Annotated in this window: 19 protein-coding genes and 1 tRNA gene; 14 read left to right on the top strand and 6 right to left on the bottom strand. The window is 62.8% G+C overall.

What is annotated here, in order from left to right; genetic code table 11:
- Positions 1–18 precede the first annotated feature (18 nt).
- The 3 genes from AC1D1N_RS22255 to AC1D1N_RS22245 all read left to right on the top strand — a co-directional run bounded on the left by AC1D1N_RS22255 (position 19) and on the right by AC1D1N_RS22245 (position 1,371).
- Positions 19–189, top strand: a complete 171-nt coding sequence (locus AC1D1N_RS22255; protein WP_181057448.1) for a hypothetical protein — start codon at positions 19–21, stop codon at positions 187–189.
- Positions 190–192: 3 nt separating this feature from the next.
- The gene (locus AC1D1N_RS22250; RefSeq protein ID WP_112559267.1) at positions 193–432 is read left to right on the top strand and encodes a DUF1127 domain-containing protein; all 240 of its coding nucleotides are present in this window, start codon (positions 193–195) and stop codon (positions 430–432) included.
- A gap of 108 nt (positions 433–540) precedes the next feature.
- Positions 541–1,371, top strand: coding sequence for a helix-turn-helix domain-containing protein (locus AC1D1N_RS22245; protein WP_477351056.1), 831 nt, complete (start codon positions 541–543; stop codon positions 1,369–1,371).
- A gap of 7 nt (positions 1,372–1,378) precedes the next feature.
- Here the strand turns inward: AC1D1N_RS22245 and hisN are convergent, their stop codons facing one another.
- Both hisN and AC1D1N_RS22235 read right to left on the bottom strand, forming a co-directional pair.
- The gene (gene hisN / locus AC1D1N_RS22240; protein ID WP_477351054.1) at positions 1,379–2,152 is read right to left on the bottom strand and encodes a histidinol-phosphatase; all 774 of its coding nucleotides are present in this window, start codon (positions 2,150–2,152) and stop codon (positions 1,379–1,381) included.
- Between the two features lie 337 nt (positions 2,153–2,489).
- Positions 2,490–3,431 carry an N-formylglutamate amidohydrolase gene (locus AC1D1N_RS22235; protein ID WP_181057444.1) on the bottom strand — a complete coding sequence of 314 codons (942 nt, stop codon included), beginning with the start codon at positions 3,429–3,431 and terminating at the stop codon, positions 2,490–2,492.
- 164 nt (positions 3,432–3,595) lie between these two features.
- On the opposite strand from AC1D1N_RS22235, the gene cpdR reads away from it, so the two are divergent.
- From cpdR to AC1D1N_RS22220, 3 genes are all read left to right on the top strand, one after another.
- Positions 3,596–3,958 (top strand): cell cycle two-component system response regulator CpdR, encoded by a 363-nt coding sequence (gene cpdR, locus AC1D1N_RS22230; protein WP_006199474.1) that lies wholly within the window; start codon positions 3,596–3,598, stop codon positions 3,956–3,958.
- A 115-nt stretch (positions 3,959–4,073) separates the two neighbouring features.
- A tRNA-Val gene (locus AC1D1N_RS22225) sits at positions 4,074–4,148 on the top strand.
- A 233-nt stretch (positions 4,149–4,381) separates the two neighbouring features.
- Positions 4,382–6,652, top strand: a complete 2,271-nt coding sequence (locus AC1D1N_RS22220) for an alginate lyase family protein (RefSeq protein ID WP_477351052.1) — start codon at positions 4,382–4,384, stop codon at positions 6,650–6,652.
- Here AC1D1N_RS22220 and AC1D1N_RS22215 read toward each other — a convergent pair.
- The 4 genes from AC1D1N_RS22215 to AC1D1N_RS22200 form a co-directional block, all read right to left on the bottom strand.
- A complete protein-coding gene (locus tag AC1D1N_RS22215; protein WP_477351051.1) occupies positions 6,649–8,004 on the bottom strand; it encodes a hypothetical protein in 1,356 nt (451 codons plus the stop codon). The two genes, AC1D1N_RS22220 and AC1D1N_RS22215, sit on opposite strands and share 4 nt — an antisense overlap.
- A 70-nt stretch (positions 8,005–8,074) precedes the next feature.
- A complete protein-coding gene (gene fcl, locus AC1D1N_RS22210; protein ID WP_477351049.1) occupies positions 8,075–9,043 on the bottom strand; it encodes a GDP-L-fucose synthase in 969 nt (322 codons plus the stop codon).
- 9 nt (positions 9,044–9,052) lie between these two features.
- Positions 9,053–10,123, bottom strand: coding sequence for a GDP-mannose 4,6-dehydratase (gmd, locus tag AC1D1N_RS22205; protein ID WP_477351047.1), 1,071 nt, complete (start codon positions 10,121–10,123; stop codon positions 9,053–9,055).
- Between the two features lie 105 nt (positions 10,124–10,228).
- Entirely contained in the window at positions 10,229–11,383 is a 1,155-nt protein-coding gene (locus AC1D1N_RS22200; RefSeq protein WP_477351045.1) for a dihydrodipicolinate synthase family protein, read from the bottom strand.
- A gap of 229 nt (positions 11,384–11,612) precedes the next feature.
- Here AC1D1N_RS22200 and AC1D1N_RS22195 point away from each other — a divergent pair, with 229 nt between their 5' ends.
- From AC1D1N_RS22195 to AC1D1N_RS22160, 8 genes are all read left to right on the top strand, one after another.
- Positions 11,613–12,671: a LacI family DNA-binding transcriptional regulator gene (locus tag AC1D1N_RS22195; RefSeq protein ID WP_477351043.1), complete on the top strand. Its 1,059-nt coding sequence runs from the start codon at positions 11,613–11,615 to the stop codon at positions 12,669–12,671.
- Positions 12,668–13,684: a Gfo/Idh/MocA family protein gene (locus tag AC1D1N_RS22190; protein ID WP_477351041.1), complete on the top strand. Its 1,017-nt coding sequence runs from the start codon at positions 12,668–12,670 to the stop codon at positions 13,682–13,684. The genes AC1D1N_RS22195 and AC1D1N_RS22190 overlap by 4 nt, the downstream gene beginning before the upstream one ends.
- Positions 13,681–15,282 carry an acyl CoA:acetate/3-ketoacid CoA transferase gene (locus tag AC1D1N_RS22185; RefSeq protein ID WP_436261266.1) on the top strand — a complete coding sequence of 534 codons (1,602 nt, stop codon included), beginning with the start codon at positions 13,681–13,683 and terminating at the stop codon, positions 15,280–15,282. The genes AC1D1N_RS22190 and AC1D1N_RS22185 overlap by 4 nt, the downstream gene beginning before the upstream one ends.
- On the top strand, positions 15,275–16,051 hold the full coding sequence (locus AC1D1N_RS22180; protein ID WP_436261267.1) for an enoyl-CoA hydratase/isomerase family protein: 777 nt from the start codon (positions 15,275–15,277) through the stop codon (positions 16,049–16,051). Before AC1D1N_RS22185 ends, AC1D1N_RS22180 begins: the two co-directional genes overlap by 8 nt.
- Positions 16,052–16,061: 10 nt before the next feature.
- Entirely contained in the window at positions 16,062–17,573 is a 1,512-nt protein-coding gene (locus AC1D1N_RS22175) for an aldehyde dehydrogenase family protein (protein ID WP_477351241.1), read from the top strand.
- A gap of 59 nt (positions 17,574–17,632) precedes the next feature.
- The gene (locus AC1D1N_RS22170) at positions 17,633–18,886 is read left to right on the top strand and encodes an ABC transporter substrate-binding protein (protein WP_477351039.1); all 1,254 of its coding nucleotides are present in this window, start codon (positions 17,633–17,635) and stop codon (positions 18,884–18,886) included.
- A gap of 147 nt (positions 18,887–19,033) precedes the next feature.
- Positions 19,034–19,984 (top strand): carbohydrate ABC transporter permease, encoded by a 951-nt coding sequence (locus AC1D1N_RS22165; protein WP_112559252.1) that lies wholly within the window; start codon positions 19,034–19,036, stop codon positions 19,982–19,984.
- Complete coding sequence (locus AC1D1N_RS22160; RefSeq protein WP_436261269.1) at positions 19,981–20,925, top strand: carbohydrate ABC transporter permease; 945 nt, start codon at positions 19,981–19,983, stop codon at positions 20,923–20,925. The genes AC1D1N_RS22165 and AC1D1N_RS22160 overlap by 4 nt, the downstream gene beginning before the upstream one ends.
- Positions 20,926–20,930: the final 5 nt, after the last annotated feature.

Raw genomic sequence — 20,930 nt, 5'->3', positions numbered from 1 at the left:
CGCCAAGGAGATGACATCATGACCGAGAAAACCTGCGCTGCCTGCGATTGCCAGCTGGACGCCAACCCGATCCGCGTCAAGGTCGGCGGCAAGACCGTCGAGGTCTGCTGCGAGGAATGCGCGATTGCATTGAACGAAGCCGGCGCCTCGGTAGCCGGCGCCTCAGTGGTCGGCAACGGGGAGGCATGAGCGATGCGCCCCGATCATGCAACGATGGTGCAATGCCTGGCACATCAGCCGACAACTCGAACCGCGACCTTCTGGCGGTCCTTGCAAACACAAGGCATCGCGGCGGCCAATTGGGTCGGCCGTCAGTTGGAGAGACGTCGAAGCCGGCTTGCCTTGCTCGAAATGACCGACGAACAGCTCAAGGACATTGGCCTGTCGCGCGGAGAGGCCCACACGGAATATATGCGCCGCTTGTGGGACTGAGCCGGGCTGTTTGCGAAAACTCTGACAGGTGAGTCTCCTGACAGGTCTGGGCAGGCCGATCGCCTAAAGTGCCGGGATAGCTTCCGGCGCAAAGGGAACGCGATGGCCATGTCTCAGTTCACGGTACAGATGCTCCTGGACACCGGCACCGTCAGGGTAAGGGACGTCGTCTGCAGCGGCGAATGCCGGCACAAGAGCGAAGAAGAATGCACCGCGGCCACCCATCTGGTGTTTCCCTATCGCGGTGTCTTCGTGCGCCATGTCGGCCGCAACGATGCGGTCGCCGAAGCCAACCAGTTGCTGTTCTTCAATGAGGCCGAGCCCTATCGGATCAGCCACCCGGTCAAGGGTGGCGATTCCTGCCTCGATCTCGTCATCGAGGAGGCGCAGCTGCAGGAACTGACGCCGAAGGAGCAGCTGCGCTCGGGCAGCGCGTTGGCGTTTCGCCGTCAGCGCCGCCGCATCGACCCGCGGGCTCAGGCACTGGTGGCAGTGCTGCGCCACAGCCTGAGCCGCAACATTGCCGAAACGCTGGAGGCCGAAACCCTGGCGCTGACGCTGGTGCGGCGCTCCCTCGGCGAGCGCACTTCGCATGCTGCCGGTGCCAGCGCCGGCCGGCAGAAGCTGGTCGACCGCGCCAAGCTCGTCCTGTCCTCGGACCTGTCGCGGCGCTGGACACTGGCGGAGATTGCCGCTGAAGTCGGGGTATCACCGGTTTATCTGACGCAAGTGTTCCAGCAGGTCGAGGCGATGCCGCTCTACCGCTATCATCTGCGCCTGCGGCTGGCGCGCGCGCTCGACCTTCTTGGCCGCTACGACAATCTGACGACGCTCGGCATGGACCTCGGCTTCTCCAGCCACAGCCATTTCAGTTCAGCGTTCAGGCAGGTCTATGGACGAACCCCGGCGGAATTCCAGCGTTCGATCACGCCGCGCTGACAGAATATCAGCCGCGCAGAGCCGCCATCGCCGCCGCGTGAAGTTCCGGCGTCGCCGCGGCCAGTATGTCGCCGCCCTTTTCCGCCGGGCCGCCGTCGAAGGTGGTGACGACGCCGCCAGCCTTTTCGATAATCGGGATCAGCGCCACGATGTCGTAAGGCTTCAGTCCGGGATCGGCGACGATGTCGACGCTGCCCGAGGCGATCATGGCGAAGGCGTAGCAGTCGGCGCCATAGCGGACGAGTTGGACCTCTTTTTCGAATTTGTCGAAACGTGTACGCGCCTCGCCCTTGAACAGCGCCGGCGTGGTGGTGAACAAGGTCGCCTCATCGAGCTTCGTCGTCTTGCGGGTCGACAGCTCGCGCGGGCCGCCTGGGCCCTCATAGTGGGAGCCGGAAGCGTTGGCGTAGAACAGCTCGCCGGTGAAGGGCTGCGCCATCATGCCGGCGACAGCGTCACCGTCGACCGTGAGACCGACCAGCGTCCCCCATACCGGCAGGCCGGAAATGAAGGCGCGGGTGCCGTCGATGGGATCGATCACCCAGACATGCCGGCTGGAGACGTTCTCGCTGCCGTGCTCTTCGCCCAAAATGCCGTGATCGGGATACTCGGCCGATATCATCGCCCGGATGGCGCGTTCCGTCTCGCGGTCGGCTTCCGTGACCGGATCGAAACTGCCTTTTTCCTTGTTGGCCACCGCGCCCTGGGCGCGGAACCGCGGCAAGGTTTCAGCCGCCGCCGCTTGCGCGATCCGGCGCATGAAATCGATGCTGATGTCCACCTGATTCTCCCGCATTGCAGAGTGCCCGACCCGGTCTGCCGGCACTTTTGCGCCAAAACAAGCCGGTTTATCGATTTATCACTGAGATAACTGTTGCCAAAATATCACATCAGCGCAAGCGAAGCGCAATTTCCACATCAGAGTGAATTAAAAAAGGGTGGAGTCGGTTGACATTTGTGCATCGCACAATAACTTTGTTGTCGGACAGGTTTTCCTGTCCATGCCCTCCTTGGGCGTTTCCTCCCTAGACTTCGACCGTGTCGTGCAAACGATGCGGTCTTTTTTTACGCCGCCGCATGGCTGGCGCGGGATCTCATGGATAGCCGCCGCTCCGGCGTCATTCGGCAGCCAGCGGCAGGTCGATGAAATGGTGGTCGGGCATCGCCATCAGATCCGCCGAAAAGCGCGCCATATCGTCGGCCAGCGCATCGAAACCAGCCGATTTCTGGAACGTCCGCTCATTCATGTAAAGCCCGCGATTGACCTCGATCTGCAGCGCATGCAGATGGCGCGCCGGACGGCCGTAATGCTCGGTGATGAAGCCGCCGGCATAGGGTTTGTTGTGGGCGACGGTATAGCCCATGCCGATCAGCAGGCCGATCGCCGTCTCGGTCAGCGCAGCCGTGGCCGAGATGCCGAAACGGTCGCCGACGATGAAGTCCGGCCGCAGGCCGCTGTCGCCCACCCTGATGCTCGCCGGCATCGAATGGCAGTCGATCAGCACGGCATAGCCGAACCTGGCATGGGTCCTGGTCAAAAGCCGCTTCAGCGTCTCGTGATAGGGCTTGTAGACGGCCTCGATGCGCTGCACGGCCTCCGCCAGCGGCAGGCGGCCGGAATAGATGTCGAGCCCCTCGCCCACCAGCTTGGGCACGGTGCCGAGCCCGCCGGCGACGCGCGCCGAGCGGATGTTACAGAAGGACGGCACCGGCTCGGCGAACATGCGCGGGTCGAGTTCCCACGGTTCGCGATTGACGTCGAGATAGGCGCGGGGAAAATTCGCCGCCAGCATCGGCGCGCCGAGCGCCACCGCGCCGCCGAACAACTCGTCGACATAGCAATCCTCGGAACGGCGGATGGCGTTGCGGTCGAGCCTGGCCATGGCCAGGAAGCGGTCGGGATAATAGCGGCCGCTATGCGGTGAGTTGAAGACGAAGGGAACGCGCTGCTCGGCGCCCGATCGGATTTCGAAGGGTGGAACGACCGAAAAATCCTCGGCTGCCGTCGTCAATTTGAACGAACCCGGAAACAGCAATGCATCATGATGGGAAACTGCCATCTCATCGGCCGCATGTCCAGCATTTCGGCATGTCAGGACCCCCGTCAAATCAGGATTAATGCCGCCAGTGTTCACTTGATGTTTACCGTCACCTCCTCATATACAGGATGGTTAACGGGTTTGCCGGACGGCAGGCTTGGGTGGGGTGATTCGGACGGGATAAGATGGCACGCATTCTGCTGGCGGAAGACGACGACGACATGCGCCGGTTCCTGGTCAAGGCGCTGGAGCGGGCCGGCTACCAAGTCAGCGATTTCGACAATGGCGCCAGCGCCTATGAGCGGCTGCGAGAAGAACCGTTCTCCCTGCTGCTGACCGACATCGTCATGCCGGAGATGGATGGCATCGAGCTCGCCCGCCGCGCCACCGAGATCGATCCCGACCTCAAGGTGATGTTCATCACCGGTTTCGCGGCCGTCGCGCTCAACCCCGATTCCAAGGCGCCGAAAGACGCCAAGGTGCTGTCGAAGCCCTTCCATCTGCGCGATCTCGTCAATGAGGTCGAAAAAATGCTGCAGGCCGCCTGAAGCACTTCGGGCGCGATGCCGCGGCTCGCCTGGCGGCGCGACAAAACGAGCCCCTCTTTCCCTTTTCCGGCTATTGACGCGCTGGATCAAAAATGGTGTATGCGCGGCTTCGGATGGGCGTGTAGCTCAGCGGGAGAGCACTGCATTGACATTGCAGGGGTCACAGGTTCAATCCCTGTCACGCCCACCATCCAGACCAAAGCCGCATCATAGCTGATCGAGCGCCAACGGCTGTTGCCGCTGCGTCGCCCTTCGCGGCGCAGGCTGGCGAGCGGGCACGACTATGCCTGGGGCAAATTTTCAGTCGTGACGGCCGGGCGCGATGGCTTTAAGGCTGGGGACAGACGCGATGTTCGGGGGAACAATGCGAATGACGACATCGATGATCTCCGACCACTGGCGCGCTCGCTTCGGCGGGTGGCCATGACGTCAACTCCGGCGGAGCGGAAGGCGACCTGGCGACGCATCTACCTCGAACTCAGACGGGCGAGGAAATATCTCCAATCGCCAGGTTCAAGCCTTGGCGGCGTGCTGGTTGCGGCAAAGCGAACGCTCGAACACAGGCGCGATGTCAGGCTTCGCATCAGGGCGGCGCGTCACGCATACCCTGCCTTGCCGATTGCGGCGGCGAAGGACAGCTTCATGCTCGTCCGCATCATTGGCAACGATCTCGAGCCGCGGCACCGCAAAGGGCAGTCCTTCGACAATGCCAGCTTCATCCTCGACAATGAGCCTGCCTTTCCTGACTGCGACAAGTTCTGGATCGTCAATCGGATAGCCGATCCGGATGAGGAGGCCCGCATCGTCAGGCTGCTGGAGGGCCGCGGCCAGAGCTTTGTGCGCATCCCTTTCGACCTCGAGGCCTATGGCCGGATTGCGTGGGACATCGACAGGTTGGCGGCAAAGCAACTCCGGTTTTCCGGCAAGAGCGGCCAATCAGCTGAACTCACGCCGGCGCGCTACGAAACGCTCATCAGGCACAGCAAGAACCGCTATCTGATGAACAACAACGGCGCCCGCAACAAGGCGCTTGAGATCGCCCGCACGCGGGCGAAGTGGCTGATGCCGTGGGACGGAAACTGCTATCTGACCGAGCAGGCATTCCAGCAGATACGCGGGGCAATCGAGGCAAGGCCGTATCTGCCCTATGTCATCGTGCCGATGGCGCGCATTGTCGAAAACCTGGCTCTGCTCGACGAGAATTTCAAACCGCCGGCTACGGAAGAGCCGCAGATCATATTTAGAACCGATACGACCGAGCTGTTCGACGAAACTTATCCCTACGGACGCCGGCCCAAGGTTGAAATGCTGTGGCGGCTCGGCATTCCCGGGCTTTGGGACCGATTTCGCGACGACCCGTGGGACTTCCCGCGTCCGCCCCCCTCGGCGGATTCAGGACTTTTCCAGACCGCCGGCTGGGTGGCGCGCCTGGATTCCGGGCGCGCGCATCTTGAAATCGGCCGGGCCGGATTCGTCGCCCGCTCGTTCAGCCGCGACGAGGCGATCATCGCCATGCTTGACCGTTGCGACGCCGCAGTGATCTCTGCAAGGCTCGATCCGTCGCACCTGGTTTTCTACGACGAGAAGGCGCTCACCGCCGCCTCAAGGAACAAGGACGCCGACCTTCGGCAGCTCCTGCGGCTCTGCGCCGACCAGGCGCTCACCCGAGGTCCGTTCAGTGTGACTGACAAGACATCGGTAGCGCCGAGCGGCGACCGACACGATTATTTCCAACCGGGGCCTTATTGGTGGCCCGATCCCCGCAAGCCTGATGGCCTGCCCTTCATCCGGCGCGACGGCGAGCGTGCGCCCGGCACCGCACTCTACGAAGCCGGCAGCGAGACCTACGATCGCACCCGCTTGCAGCGATTGCTTGACGACACCACCGTGCTTGCGCTGGCGGCGACAGTGCTTGACGAGCCGAGCTATTCCAACCACGCCGCCAAGCTGATCCGCACCTGGTTCATCGACCCCGCTACAAGGATGAACCCGCATATGCGATACGCGCAGGTACGGTTCGGCCACGACGACAATGAAGGCAACGGGACCGGCATTATCGAGCTCAAGGATCTCTATTTCTTCCTCGATGCTGTTCGTCTGATTGAACGTGCCGGCGCATTGGACGCAACGGAGCGCGAAACGTTCAGATCCTGGCTTGGTTCGTACAGCACATGGCTGGACACTGCGCCCGCCGCGGTGACGGAGTCTTACCGCGCCAACAACCACGGCGTCTTTTACGATTTACAGCGAGCATCGATCGCAGCTTTCCTAGGTGATAGCACCAAGCTGGCCGGGATCGGACTTCATGCCAGGGAGAGATTGGCAGATCAGATCGCGTCGGACGGCTCACTGCCGAAGGAACTAGCCCGCACTCGGCCCATACACTACACCCTGTTTGCTCTGCAGGGCTGGACGACATTGGCGCGCATCCTGACGTCGATCGGTGACGACCTCTGGCAGCACCGGGCGAACCAGGGACAGGGACTGGTTCAAGCTCTGCATTGGCTGGCGGCCAATGTCGACAGTCGGCAAGCCTCGGAAGCGATCGACGCGGACCGGCGTTGGCCGCTGTTGCTCGATCTGGTGCGCCACGACCCTGAAGCGACGATTCCCGCCGCCGAGGCGGGCGCCGCAAAGCCTCTCTTCCACCCGGACGAAGGCATCGCACCTTTCTGGCCGTGGCGAAGGGGCTAAATTCTTATGCCTGCCTTCCGGAGCCGCAATCGCAGTTGCGATAGCCGGCCAGACTTACCTGCAACTGACCCCATCTGCCGCGCGACCTGCTTGAAGATTCTATTTTTGGGTTCAGCCTTAATCGCTATCGTGGCCATGCTCGATGCGGACCCCATGTCCTCCAATGCCTCATGCAGAATATGGGCCGCGCACGCCGCGGCATAGGGATAACCGGCCTTGGCCGCGGCAACGTAGGGCGCAAAATCCTTGCCCATGGCGTAGCCGTGCACCGTCTTGCGCGACAGCGCGGCGAGCATCGGCAGCGGCACCTTGGGACGCGCCTCGAATTGTGCCGTCATGCGCGATTTCAAAATGGCTTCGCCTGCAGCGTAATCCTTCTCGCGAAAATAAGAGGCCACGATCTTGAGCGCATAGGCGTCGTTTCCAGGATCGAGCGCGTAGCCTTTGCCGAGAATGTCCCTTGCCTGCGCCGGGCTAATGTCGTCCTCAATGTTCAGGAACGCCGACAGATAGCCGAACGCCGCTTCGAATGGATGGTAGTCGGACTGATGCCGCTCCAGCTCTTCGAGCATGAGTTGCGCCGCCAGGGGCGGGCTGAACAGCGCCGTGGTCCTGGTGCGTGGAATGCCGCTCATCACCGACGACACGGATGCGAACACGCTGCTGCCGGCGTAGATCCGCTGGCAACGCGCCAGAAGGCCCATCTCGAAAAATGCCCTAAGCGTCTCATCCTCGAATTCGTTGGCGCCGAAATCGTCGGTCAGCAACGCGCCGGTTTCCGACCTCAGATAGTCGAGCGTCGCACGATCCTGGCCGACCAGCAGAGTCGCAATACCCTGTGACGCGAGCTCGGCCACAATCGCCTTGGCCAGCGTGGAAGGGATTACCTTGCCGTTGAAATTCAGCATCGAACGGTATTTGCCGCGAACGATATCGCCGCTGCGCAGATGCAGCCCGGCCATTTGCCCCGGAAATTGACAGGACTGGGCCGCGTGCAGCGCATGGTTCACCGGCTCGGAAAAGCCGAGAGTCCTGATCGTTTCGGATGTCGCGATCCGCTTTCCCTTGTCGCGAAAAGACTCCAGAACGTTGAAATCGTTGCAGAGCCAGCCCCGAAAGAAGCTTCGGCCGGCTGACGCATTCAGGCTTGCGCGGGTGAATTTCCCTTTCTTGAGAACCTCGAGATCCGTCTCTCTGATCTTTTCGCCCAGCCAGTGTTTCGCGATGAATTCGGGATTGAATATTTTGTCGACCGTATCGACAATGTGAAACGTCTTGTCCGAGACGGCTCTCTTCCAGGTGAATCCGAAGCGGTGGCCTGTCGCATCGGCAAGCGCCTTTGCATTGACCATGGCCAGAAGCCGGCCGCCCAGCCCGTCATCCCTGGTCGCGGCAATCAACTTTGCATGCTGAGGATTGGGATCAGGCCGCGCCGAGGCGGACGTCACCCTTCTCAACATGGCTGAGAAACCACGCATATGTCTGTTCCAATCCACTGCGAAGCGCGTAGCGCGGGCGCCATCCCGTTGCAAACAGCCGCGACGCATCCATCAGTTTGCGCGGCGTGCCGTCCGGCCTGGTCGTATCGAAGGCGATCGTAGCCTCGACGCCGGCGACGGATGCGACGGTTTGGGCAAGCTCGGCAATGGTGACATCCTCCCCCGAACCGACATTGACGTGGCCGTCGCCGGCATAATTCTTCAACAGCCAGACCAGCGCATCGGCAGCGTCGTCGACATGCAGGAATTCGCGCCTCGGCGTGCCCGAGCCCCAAACCTCGAGGCTGGTGGCGCCGCTCAGCGCCAGCGCATGCGCCTTTCGCATCAGAGCCGGCACCACATGGCTGCTCTGAAGGTCGAAATTGTCGCCTGGGCCGTAAAGGTTGGCCGGCATCGCCGAGATATAATCGACGCCGTGCTGGCGCCGATAGGCCTGACACAGTTTAAGCCCTGCGATCTTGGCGATCGCATACCATTCATTGGTGGGCTCGAGCGGGCCGGTCAGCAGTGCATCTTCCGGAATCGGCTGTGGCGCGAGCTTGGGATAGATACAGGACGAGCCGAGAAACAAAAGCTTGCCGACCTCGCTGCGAAAGGCGCTGTCGATGACATTGCTCTGCATGACCAGGTTGTCCTGCAGGAAATCGACCGGGAACCGTTCATTGGCCAGGATGCCGCCAACCTTGGCGGCCGCCATCACCACCGCATCCGGCCGGTGCTCGGCCATCCAGCGCCGCACGCCGGCCTGGTCGAGCAGGTCGAGCCTGTCGCGCGATACGGTGAGCACCTCGCAATCCTCGCCCGCCAGCCGTCGCACGACGGCCGAACCGACCATACCGCGATGCCCGGCGACGAAGACACGCTTGCCTTTCAGCTCAAATGTCACGTCCATCGGCCTGCCTCACGCGGAGCGGCTGTTCTGCCGCGTGCCGCCGGCCGCGCGCGCCAGATCGGCCTGCACCATTTCCGCCACAAGATCCCTGAACCCGGTCGTGTGCGACCAGCCAAGTCTCGCCTTGGCCTTGTCGGGGTCGCCGAGCAAGAAGTCGACCTCGGTCGGCCGAAAATAGCGCGGATCGACACGCACCAGGACCGTGCCCGAGCCGGCATCGACACCAACTTCGTCGACACCCTCGCCTTGCCAGCGGATGCTCCGTCCGGTCTCGGCAAAGGCCAGTTCGACAAATTCGCGCACCGAATGCGCCTCACCGGTCGCCAGCACGAAATCGTCGGCTTCGCTGTGCTGCAGAATGCGCCACATGCCTTCTACGTAGTCGCGCGCATGGCCCCAGTCACGCCTGGCGTCGAGATTGCCGAGATAGAGCGTGTCCTGCAGGCCGTGTTGGATCGAGGCGACGGCTCGCGTGATCTTGCGGGTGACGAAGGTTTCGCCGCGCGTCGGGCTTTCGTGGTTGAACAGGATGCCATTGGCGGCGAACATGCCGTAGGCTTCGCGGTAATTGACCGTAATCCAGTAGGCGTAGAGCTTGGCCGCGGCATAGGGCGAGCGCGGATGGAACGGCGTCGTCTCGCTTTGCGGGACCTCGCGCGCCTTGCCGTAAAGCTCCGACGTCGAGGCCTGGTAGAAACGCACCGATTTTTCCATGCCGAGGATGCGGATCGCCTCCAGCAGCCTGAGCGTGCCCAACGCATCGGCATTGCTGGTGTATTCGGGCGTCTCGAAACTCACCTGGACATGGCTCTGGGCGCCGAGATTGTAGATCTCGCTCGGCCGCGTCTCCTGCACGAGGCGAATAAGATTGGTTGCGTCGGTCAGGTCGCCATAATGCAGGAAAAAGCGCGCACCGCGCTCGTGCGGATCGACATAGATGTCATCGACGCGCTCGGTGTTGAACGAGGACGAGCGGCGTTTGACGCCATGGACAATATAGCCCTTCCGCAGAAGCAGCTCTGCAAGATAGGCCCCGTCCTGCCCGGTTACACCGGTGATGAGCGCCACTTTTTCCGTCATTGCCGCATTCGTCCGCATCTAATCCCGGCAACGGAATACAGATTTGACGCGAGAACGCAAATCCCCCACACGGGGGATACTTTTCAGCCAACGATTGCGTTGTGCTCAGGCACCCGCGACCGCGCAGAAATGCTTCATCCTGGCCAACGCAAGCGCGGGATCGGCGAGCAAGCCTGCCTGGTCGGCAAGGCGGAAGACATCGGCATAGTGCAGGATGCCGCGCGCCGACTGCATGCCGCCGACCATTGTGAAATGATCCTGATGGCCGTTGAGCCAGGCCATGAAGACAATGCCGGCCTTGTAGTACTCGGTCGGCGCCTCGAAGATTTTGCGCGACAGTGGCACCGTCGGCGCCATCAGCGCGTCATAGCCGGTGCGGTCACCGTCAGCCAGTTTCGCCAGGGCGGCATTGGCGACCGGGGCGATGGCGTCGAATATCCCGAGCAAGGCATGCGAGTGACGTTTCCCGTCGCCTGCGATCAGTTCAGGGTAGTTGAAGTCGTCGCCGGTGAACATGACGACGCCGTCAGGCAGCCGGTTGCGCAGGGCGACTTCCTTGCCGGCATCGAGCAGGGAAATCTTTATCCCCTCGACCTTGCCGGCATGGCGCTCGATGATGGCGACGACGGTGTCGAGCGCAGCCTCGAAATTTCCGTTGCCCCAATAGCCCTTCAGTGCCGGATCGAACATGTCGCCCAGCCAGTGCAGGATGACCTTGCCGGAGGCCTGACTGAGGATGCGGTCGTAGACCCTGATATAATCATCCGGACCCTCAGCGACCGCCGCCAGCGCCCGGCTGGCCATCATGATCGCCTTGCCGCCCTGCCCTTCGATGAAAGCGAACTGCTGCTCATAGGCGGCGATCACGTCATCGAGCGTCCTGACAGCCGTCGGCATCAGATGATCGGTGCCAGCGCCCGATGCCAGATCGGCGCCTTCGACACTGCGTGCCTCGGCGATCGAGCGTCGGATCAATTCCTTGGCGTTCGTCCAGTCGAAGCCCATGCCGCGCTGCGAGGTGTCCATCGCTTCGGCGATGCGGAAGCCGAGCCGCCACAGATGGTGGCGAAACGCCATCGTCTTGTCCCAGTCGACCACAGGCTTCGACCACGGATTGGTCATCGCAAGCGGGTCGGCGACGACATGCGCCGCGGCATAGGCAATGCGCGGGAAAGCAGCACCTATTCTGGGCTCCACCGGGTCGCCCACAAGCTTGTAGCTGACGCGGCCGCCATTCTCCGCAGGCAGGATGATGTCCATGGCAACCTCCGTTTCCGGCATCCTATAAATGGAACGTTCCAATAAATCAAGAACCGTTATGATTCCGGAGGTTGAACCGGTACAACTGCCAAAAAGAGACTAAGAGCCTTGCTGTGCAGCACATCCATCAATTTTTCGATCTTCCCCAGAATCCCGATTGACTCTCGTTTGGCACAGCGATTAGAACGTTCCAATAGATTTTCCAATTCAAGCGGAGGAAACCACCCGTATGGCCAGCCGGCCCAAGGCAACGATCCTGGACATCGCCCGCGAGGCCGGTGTGTCCAAATCGACGGTGTCGCTCGTGCTGCAAGGCTCAGGGCTGATCCGGCCTGAAACCGCGCTCAAGGTTCGCAAGGCGATCGAGGATGTCGGCTATGTCTACAACCGCGGCGCCGCCAATCTGCGCAAGGCCCACTCCAACGTCATCGGCATGGTCATCAACGATCTCACCAACCCCTTTTTCGCCGAGCTGGCGGTCGGCATGGAGCGTGTCTTCCAGTCAGCCGGCATCGTGCCGTTCATCGCGAATACGGCGGAGAATCCGGTGCGCCAGGAGGAAGTGCTGAAGTCGCTGATGGAACAGGGCGTCGCAGGCCTTATCGTCTCGCCGGCGCGCGGCACGACGCCGGGCGCCTTCCGCCGCCTTGAGACGGCCGGCGTGCCGGTGGTCTTCGCGATGCGCCGCCTGCCGGACAGCCGCATCCCTGTGATCGCGCCCGACAATCATCGCGGCGCGTATCTCGCCGCCGCCCATCTGATCGGCAAGGGCCATCGCCGGCTGGCTTTCTTCGGCGGCACCTCCGATCTGGTCGTCTATCAGGAGCGCCTGGGCGGTTTTCGCGAGGCATGCGAAACGCTTGGCATTGCCAGGCGCGACGTGCTCGTCGTCGAAGGCGAGACCAGCCGCAGGGGCGGCATCGCCTGCCTGGAAACCGCCCTTGCCATGCCCGAGCCGCCGACGGCGGCGCTGTGTTTCAACGACGCCGTTGCCTTCGGCGTCATGCTGGCGCTGCGCAAGCGCGGGTTGGAGCCCGGCGCGGATTTCGCCGTTGTCGGTTTCGACGACGTGGTCGAGGCCGAGCACTACATGCCGGCGCTGACAAGCGTCTCGGTGGACACGGCAGGCCTTGGCGAGCGCGCCGCGCATGTCATGCTGAAGATGATCCAGTCGCGCACCACGCGTGCCGAGGACCATATCGGCGCCGTCAATCTGGTCGTCAGGGAAAGCTGCGGTCCCGATCGCCGCGCCCGGAACATGCCTGCAGGAATGGGAGACGCCGCATGAGCGTCAGATGGGGATTGATCGGCGCCAGCACGATCGCCAAACAGTTCATGATCAACGCCATCCGTGCGCAAGAGGGTGGCAAGATATCAGCGGTGATGAGCTCCAGCCCGGAGCGGGCCAAGGCCTATGCCGCGGAAAACAGCATTCCGCTCGCCGTCTCGACGCTCGACGACCTGCTCGGCGCCGGCATCGACGCCGTCTACATCTCGACCACCAATGAACTGCATCTCGAACAGGCGCAGGCCGCGATCAAGGCGGGAAAGCATGTTCTGTGCGAAAAGCCGCTGGCGCTGACCAGCGCCGATGCGCGCACCATGGTCGCCGCCGCCAAGGCAGCCGGAATCGTGCTTGGCACCAACCATCATCTGCGCAATGCCGGCGCCCACCGCACCATGCGCGATGCCATATCAGCCGGCCGCATCGGCAAGCCGATCGCCGCGCGTGTCTTCCATTCCGTCTACCTGCCGGAGAACCTGCAGGGTTGGCGGCTCACCAAACCTGAGGCCGGCGGCGGGGTGGTGCTCGACATCACCGTGCACGATGCCGACACGCTGCGTTTCGTGCTTGGCGACGACCCGATCGAGATTTCCGCCTTCACCCAGTCGGCCGGCATGGCCGGCAGTGGGCTGGAAGACGGCGCCATGTGCATCTGGCGCTTGAAGTCCGGCGTCATTGCCCAGTCGCATGAAGGCTTCACCACAAAGTTCGCCGACACCGGCTTCGAGGTGCATGGTTCGGAAGGCTCGTTGATCGGCAAAAATGTGATGACGCAAAAGCCAGTCGGCACGGTGCTGCTGCGCACAGCCAAGGGCGAGGAGGAACTGAGTTTCGACCACGAAGACCTCTACGTCCGGTCGCTGCGCCAATTCCACGCCGCCATCAGCGGCAAAGGCCAGCCCTCCGCCACCGGCGAGGACGGCGTCTGGTCGCTTGCGTCAGCCGAAGCGGCGTTGCAGTCGGAGAAATCCGGCAAGGCGGTCGCAATCGATCCCCAGCTCGGGAGCGCCAAGTGAGCAAACTCGTTTCCGCTGCGGAAGCCGCCGGCCTGATCAAGGACGGCATGACCGTATCCGTCTCGTCATCGAGCGGCCTCGGCTGCCCGGACGCGGTGCTGGCCGCCATCGGCGAGCGCTTCGACACCGAAGGCCATCCCAAGGGTATCACCACGCTGCACCCGATCGCCGCCGGCGACATGTACGGCATCAAGGGCATCGACCATCTGGCCAAGCCCGGCCTGTTGAAGCGCACGCTGTGCGGCTCTTACCCCTCAGGCCCCTCCTCGTCCGAGCCGCCGCAGATTTGGAAGATGATCGGCGACAATTCGGTTGCCGCCTACAACGTCCCCTCAGGCATCCTGTTCGACATGCATCGGGAGGCCGCCGCCAAGCGGCCGGGCGTGCTGACCAAGGTCGGTCTCGACACTTTCGCCGATCCGCGCCACCAGGGCTGCGCCATGAACGCGGCCGCCAGCGAGCCGATCGTCTCGGTGCAGCAGTTCGACGGCGAGGAATGGCTCTATTTCCGCTCGATCGTACCCAACATCTCGATCATCCGCGCCACCACCGCCGACGAACGCGGCAACCTCACCTATGAGCATGAAGGTGCCTATCTCGGCGGTCTCGAACAGGCGCTCGCTGCCCGCAACAATGGCGGCATCGTCATCGCGCAGGTCAAGCGCGTGGTCGAGAACGGCACGCTGAAGCCGCATGATGTGCGCGTGCCCGGCGTTCTGGTCGACCATATCGTGGTCGCGCCGGATCAGTTGCAGACGACGCTGACGCCTTATGATCCGGCGATTTCAGGCGAGATCTTCCGGCCGCTGTCGAGCTTCCGCAACGCCGAGATGAACGTCCAGAAGGTCATCGCACGCCGCGTTGCCATGGAATTGCGCGACGGCATGGCCGTCAACATCGGCTTCGGCATCTCCGCCAACGTGCCACGCATCCTCCTCGAGGAAGGCCAGCACGGCAAGGTCACCTGGGTGATCGAACAAGGCGCTGTCGGCGGCGTGCCGCTGCTCGACTTCAAGTTCGGCTGTGCCTCGAACGCCGAGGCGATCATGCCCTCGCCGCACCAGTTCATCTATTTCCAGGCCGGCGGCTTCGACGCCTCGCTGCTGTCGTTCCTGCAGATCGACCGCCACGGCTCGGTCAATGTCTCCAAGCTGTCGGCACGGCCGCATGTCACCGCCGGCGCCGGTGGCTTCGTCGACATCACGGCGCGGGCGAAGAAGATCGTCTTCTCCGGCTTCTTCAATGCCGGTGCGAAACTGTCGCTGGCCGAAGGCGGCATCCGCATCGACCGCGAAGGCAAGGTCAAGAAGGTGGTCAACGAGGTCGAGCACATCTCCTTCTCGGGAAAACGCGCCGTCGCGCAGGGACAGGACATCACCTATGTCACCGAACGCTGCGTAATGAAGCTGACGCCGGACGGCCTGATGGTGACGGAACTGGCGCCGGGCATCGACCTCGAGCGCGATGTGCTGGCGCAGTCCGAGACACCGCTCGGCGTCGCCAACGACCTCAAGGTCACGCCGACGGCCCTCTACCAGGATCGGCCGATCGGCCTGTCGCTCAATGGCGGCGCTTCGCTCGGAGGCGCACATGGCTGAGCGCCTCGTCAGCTTCGAGCAGGACGGCGCCATCGGCATCGTCACGCTGCGTCGGCCGGAAAAGTTCAACGCGTTGGACATTCCGATGTTGCGGGCGCTTGAGACAGCGCTCGACGAAGCCGAGATAGCTGACGGCGTGCGCGTCGTGCTCGTCCGCGGCGAAGGCAAGGGCTTTTGCGCCGGCGGCGACGTCGAGGCCTGGGCGCAAATGAGCGCCGCCGATTTCCAGGTGCAGTGGGTGCGCTATGGCCACCGCGTCTTCGACCGGCTGGCAAGGCTCAGGCAACCGACCATTGCGGTGCTGTCCGGCCATGCGCTGGGCGGCGGGTTGGAATTGGCAGTCGCCTGCGACTTCCGCGTCGCCGAAACGCAGGTGAAGCTCGGCTTCCCCGAAACATCGATCGGCGTGGTCCCCGGCTGGTCCGGCACGCAGCGCGCCGTGCGCCGCCTCAGTGCGCAGGTCGTGCGCCGCATGGCGCTTGGCGGTGAGGTCTTTGCCGCCCCCGACGCGCTTGCCCTCGGCATCGTCGACCGCGTGGTGGAGACCGGCCAGGCGCTGGCAGAGGCCAAGACGTGGGCCGAAAAAATCGCCGAGCGCGGGCCGCTCGCAACCGAAGCCGCCAAGCTGATGATCGCAGTCGCCGAAGGCGAGGAAAGCGCTGCCGCGACCGAGGCGCTGGCCAGCGGCTTTATTGCCCTGACCGGCGACCTCAAGGCCGGCGTCGGCGCCTTCAAGACGAAGCAAAAGCCGGCCTTTTCGAGATCCTAGAGAAAGCATGATGAACGCACCGCTCAACATTTCCATGCCGACTGAGGCGTCCAAGGCGCCAAAGGCTTACAAGCTCCTGATCGACGGCAAGCATGTCGATGCCCGCGACGGCCGTACGCTGGAGCGCAACAGCCCCGGCCACGGCTTCACCGTTTCGCGCTATGCACAGGCCGGCGCGGCCGAGGTGGAAGCGGCGATGCAGGCGGCGCACAAGGCTTTCGAGACCGGCCCGTGGCCGCGCATGAAGGCGGCTGAACGGGCCGCGATCCTGCTCAAGACGGCTGACCTCATCGAAGCCCGGTTGGAAGACATCGCCCGGCTCGATGCGCTGGAATCCGGCAAGCCGATCGCCCAGGCGCGCGGCGAGATTGGCGGCGCCGTCGACATCTGGCGCTATGCCGCTTCGCTTGCCCGCACGCTGCATGGCGAGAGCTACGCCAATCTTGGCGACGCCATGCTGGGCGTGGTCGTGCGCGAGCCGATCGGTGTCGTCTCGATCATTACGCCGTGGAATTTCCCTTTCCTCATCGTCAGCCAGAAACTGCCCTTCGCGCTTGCCGCCGGCTGCACGGCGGTGGTGAAGCCCAGCGAAATGACCTCGGCCTCGACCTTCCTGCTCGGCGATATCCTGATGCAGGCCGGCCTGCCTGCCGGCGTCGTCAACATCCTGGCCGGTCTCGGCGCCGATGTCGGCGCACCGATGGTCAGCCATCCCTTGGTCGAGATGGTGTCCTTCACCGGCTCGACCCGCGTCGGCAAGATGACCATGGCTGCAGCCGCGCAGTCGCTGAAGAAAGTCTCGATGGAGCTCGGCGGCAAGAACGGCCAGATCGTCTTCCCCGACGCCGACCTTGAAGCGGCCGCCGACGCCGCGGTGTTCGGCGGCTTTTTCAACGCCGGCGAATGCTGCAATGCCGGCAGCCGGCTGATCGTGCATGAGGCGATCGCAGACGATTTCCTCGCCGCCGTGAAGGCCCTCACCGCTAAAGTGACGGTAGGCGATCCGCTCGACGACCGCACCAAGGTCGGCGCGATGATTTCGTCGGACCATCTGGCCAAGGTGGCCGGTTACGTTACGGCAGCTGCAAGCGGCGGCAGCAATATCTACAGCGGCGGCAAACAGCTCGCCTCGAATGCCGGCCAATACCTCGATCCGACCATCATTCGCGGCGTGACGGAAGACATGGCCATTGCGCGTGAGGAAGTGTTCGGACCGGTGCTCTCGGTGCTGACTTTTGAATCGATTGATAAGGCGTTGCACATCGCCAACAACACGCCCTATGGTCTGTCGGCGGGTGTGTGGAGCGCCAGCATCGACACTTGCATGTCGGTGGCGCGTGGTGTGCGTTCGGGGACGGTTTGGGTGAACACATTCATGGAAGGCTATCCCGAGCTGCCTTTCGGGGGCTACAAGCAGTCCGGCATCGGACGCGAACTCGGCAAACGCGCTGTCGAGGACTATACCGAGGAAAAAACAATCCAGTTTCATCGCGGCCAGCGCACCGGTTGGTGGGTCGGCTGAGTTTGGAAGAACCCGGCGGGCATCCGTCGGTTATGTGAATGCAACAAGGGAGGTAGTACATGTTGCGCAAACTGCTTATCGGAACGGCTCTGGCGACGACCTTTGCTTTCTCGGCCCATGCCGAGGACGTCAAGGAAGTGCAGATGCTGCATTGGTGGACGTCGGGCGGCGAAGCGGCTGCTCTCAACGTCCTCAAGGGCGACCTGGCCAAGGAAGGCTATGCCTGGAAGGACGTGCCGGTGGCCGGCGGTGGCGGCGACGCCGCCATGACCGCGCTGAAGGCAATGGTCGCGGCCGGCAATTACCCGACCGCCTCGCAGATGCTCGGCTACACCGTGCTCGACTATGCGGCGGCCGGCGTCATGGGCGACCTCACCGAGACGGCGAAGAAGGAAGGTTGGGACAAGTCGGTTCCGGCAGCCCTGCAGAAGTTCTCCGTCTATGACGGCAAGTGGGTCGCGGCTCCGGTCAACGTCCACTCGGTCAACTGGCTGTGGATCAACAAAGCGGTGATGGACAAGATCGGCGGCGCCGAGCCGAAGACCTTCGACGACTTCGTCGCCCTGCTCGACAAGGCCAAGGCGGCTGGCGTCATCCCGCTCGCTCTCGGCGGCCAGAACTGGCAGGAAGCCACCATGTTCGACTCGGTCGTACTGTCGACCGGTGGACCTGAGTTCTACAAGAAGGCCTTCAACGACCTCGACGACGAGTCGCTCAAATCCGACACGATGAAGAAGTCGTTCGACAATCTTGCCAAACTCGTCACCTATGTCGACCCGAACTTCTCGGGCCGCGACTGGAACCTTGCCACTGCCATGGTCATCAAGGGCGACGCCCTTGTGCAGGTCATGGGCGACTGGGCCAAGGGTGAGTTCAACGCCGCCAAGAAAACGCCGGGCACGGACTTCCTGTGCTATCGGTTCCCGGGCACCGACGGCTCCGTGATCTACAACTCCGACATGTTCGGCATGTTTAACGTTCCGGACGATCGCAAGGCCGCCCAGGTCGCATTGGCCACCGCCACCCTGTCGAAGAGCTTCCAGTCGGCCTTCAACGTCGTCAAGGGTTCGGTTCCGGCCCGTACCGACGTTCCGGACACCGACTTCGACGCGTGCGGCAAGAAGGGCATCGCCGACCTGAAGGCTGCCAATGAAGGCGGCACGCTGTTCGGCTCGCTGGCCCAGGGCTATGGCGCGCCTCCGGCGGTCGCCAATGCCTACAAGGACGTCGTTTCGAAGTTCGTCCATGGTCAGATCAAGACCTCGGACGAAGCCGTGACCGAACTGGTCAAGGCAATCGACGACGCCAAGTAGCCTAAAAACACCTTCCCCGCTTCGGCGGGGAAGGTTTTACCTCAGGATTGGCCGGCCTGAACACCATGCCGACCAAAGACCCGTATGCACGGGGCCGCCTTGCCGCCTAACGGCAGAGCACGGACGACCCGAAACGGGAGGAGCCTCATGAGCAGTGTAGCGACAAGCCAGATCAAGCTGACGCCGGAGCGGTCGCGCCCCTCGGTGCGCTCGCGCCTGCAGGACGCGCTGCCGAAGATCGTGCTGGCGCCGAGCTTCGCCATCACCATCGTCTTCGTCTACGGCTTCATCCTGTGGACGATCTATCTGTCCTTCACCAATTCCAAGACCTTCCCGTCCTATGTCATCACCGGCTCGCGCGCCTATCAGCGCCTGTGGGGCTGGACCTTCGACACCGACCCGCCATCGAGCTGGTACACGTCGATCACCAATATGGGCATTTTCGGCTTTCTCTATATCGCCATCTGCCTGGCGCTCGGCCTGTTCCTGGCCATCCTGCTCGACCAGAAGATCCGCGGCGAAGGCGTGTTGCGGCCGATCTATCTCTACCCGATGGCGCTGTCTTTCATCGTCACCGGCGTTGCCTGGAAATGGTTCCTCGATCCCGGTCTCGGCCTTGAGCAGACCCTGCATCAATGGGGTTGGACGAGCTTCCATTTCGACTGGATCAAGAACAAGGATTTCGTTATCTACACCGTGGTCATTGCCGGCGTCTGGCAGGCCTCCGGCTTCATCATGGCGATGTTCCTGGCCGGGCTGCGCGGCATTGACGGCGAGATCATGAAGGCGGCGCAGATCGATGGCGCCACCACTTTCCAGCTCTACCGCCGCATCGTCATTCCGCTGCTGCGGCCGATCTTCCTGTCGGCCTTCATCGTGCTCGCCCACCTCGCCATCAAGTCCTACGATCTGGTGGTCGCGCTGACCAGCGGCGGCCCCGGCGGCTCGGCCTGGCTGCCCTCCAACTTCATGTATGAGTACACTTTCAAGCGTAACGAAATGGCCGTCGGCTCGGCCAGTGCGGTGATCATGCTGATGACCATCGTCGCCATCATCGTGCCCTATCTCTATTCGGAACTGCGGGAGAAGCCGCGATGAGCGCTGTCGCCACCCCTGCCCGCCAGGCCTCCGGCGGCATGAGCACCAAGACCCTCAACCGTGTCGTCATCTACGGGCTCTTGGCGCTGTTTGCTCTGTTCTATCTGATGCCGCTGTTCGTCATGCTGGTGACGTCGTTCAAGACCATGGACGAGATCCAGAACGGCAACATGCTGGCACTACCCAAGGCGCCGACTTTCGACCCGTGGCTGAAGGCCTGGGGCGAGACCTGCGTCGGCCTCACCTGCGCCGGCATCAAGGGCTATTTCTGGAACTCCATCAAGATGGTGGTTCCGGCCGTGCTGATCTCGACCATGCTCGGCGCGCTCAACGGCTATGTGCTGACCAAATGGCGCTTTCGCGGCGCCACGCTGGTGTTCGGGCTGATGCTGTTTGCCTGCTTCATTCCGTTCCAGTCGGTGCTGTTGCCGATGGCGACCATCCTCGGCAGCCTGGGACGTTTCGGTGTCTCGCTGCAGAACTCGGTCGGCACCAGCTTCGGCCTCGGCAACCCGACGGTCAATCTGGTCTTCGTCCACGTCGTCTACGGCATTGGCTTCACCACTCTGTTCTTCCGCAACTACTACGAGGCGTTCCCGAACGAGCTGATCAAGGCCGCACAGGTCGACGGCGCCTCCTTCTTCCAGATCTTCCGCCGCATCATGCTGCCGAACTCGATGCCGATCTTCGTCGTCACCGTGATCTACCAGTTCACCAACATCTGGAACGACTTCCTGTTCGCTTCGGCCTATGCCGGCACCGGCGACTCCATGCCGATGACGGTGGCGCTCAACAACGTCGTCAACACCTCGACCGGTGTCGTCGAATACAACGTCAACATGGCGGCCGCGATGATCGCGGCTCTGCCCACCCTGATCGTCTATGTCGTCGCCGGCCGCTATTTCGTGCGCGGGCTGATGGCTGGTGCGGTCAAAGGCTGAACTAT

The organism is Mesorhizobium sp. P2_B5 (genome assembly GCF_056404775.1).
Note: the sequence above shows the minus strand (reverse complement) of the source record. Positions and strands in the feature narration are given on the sequence as shown.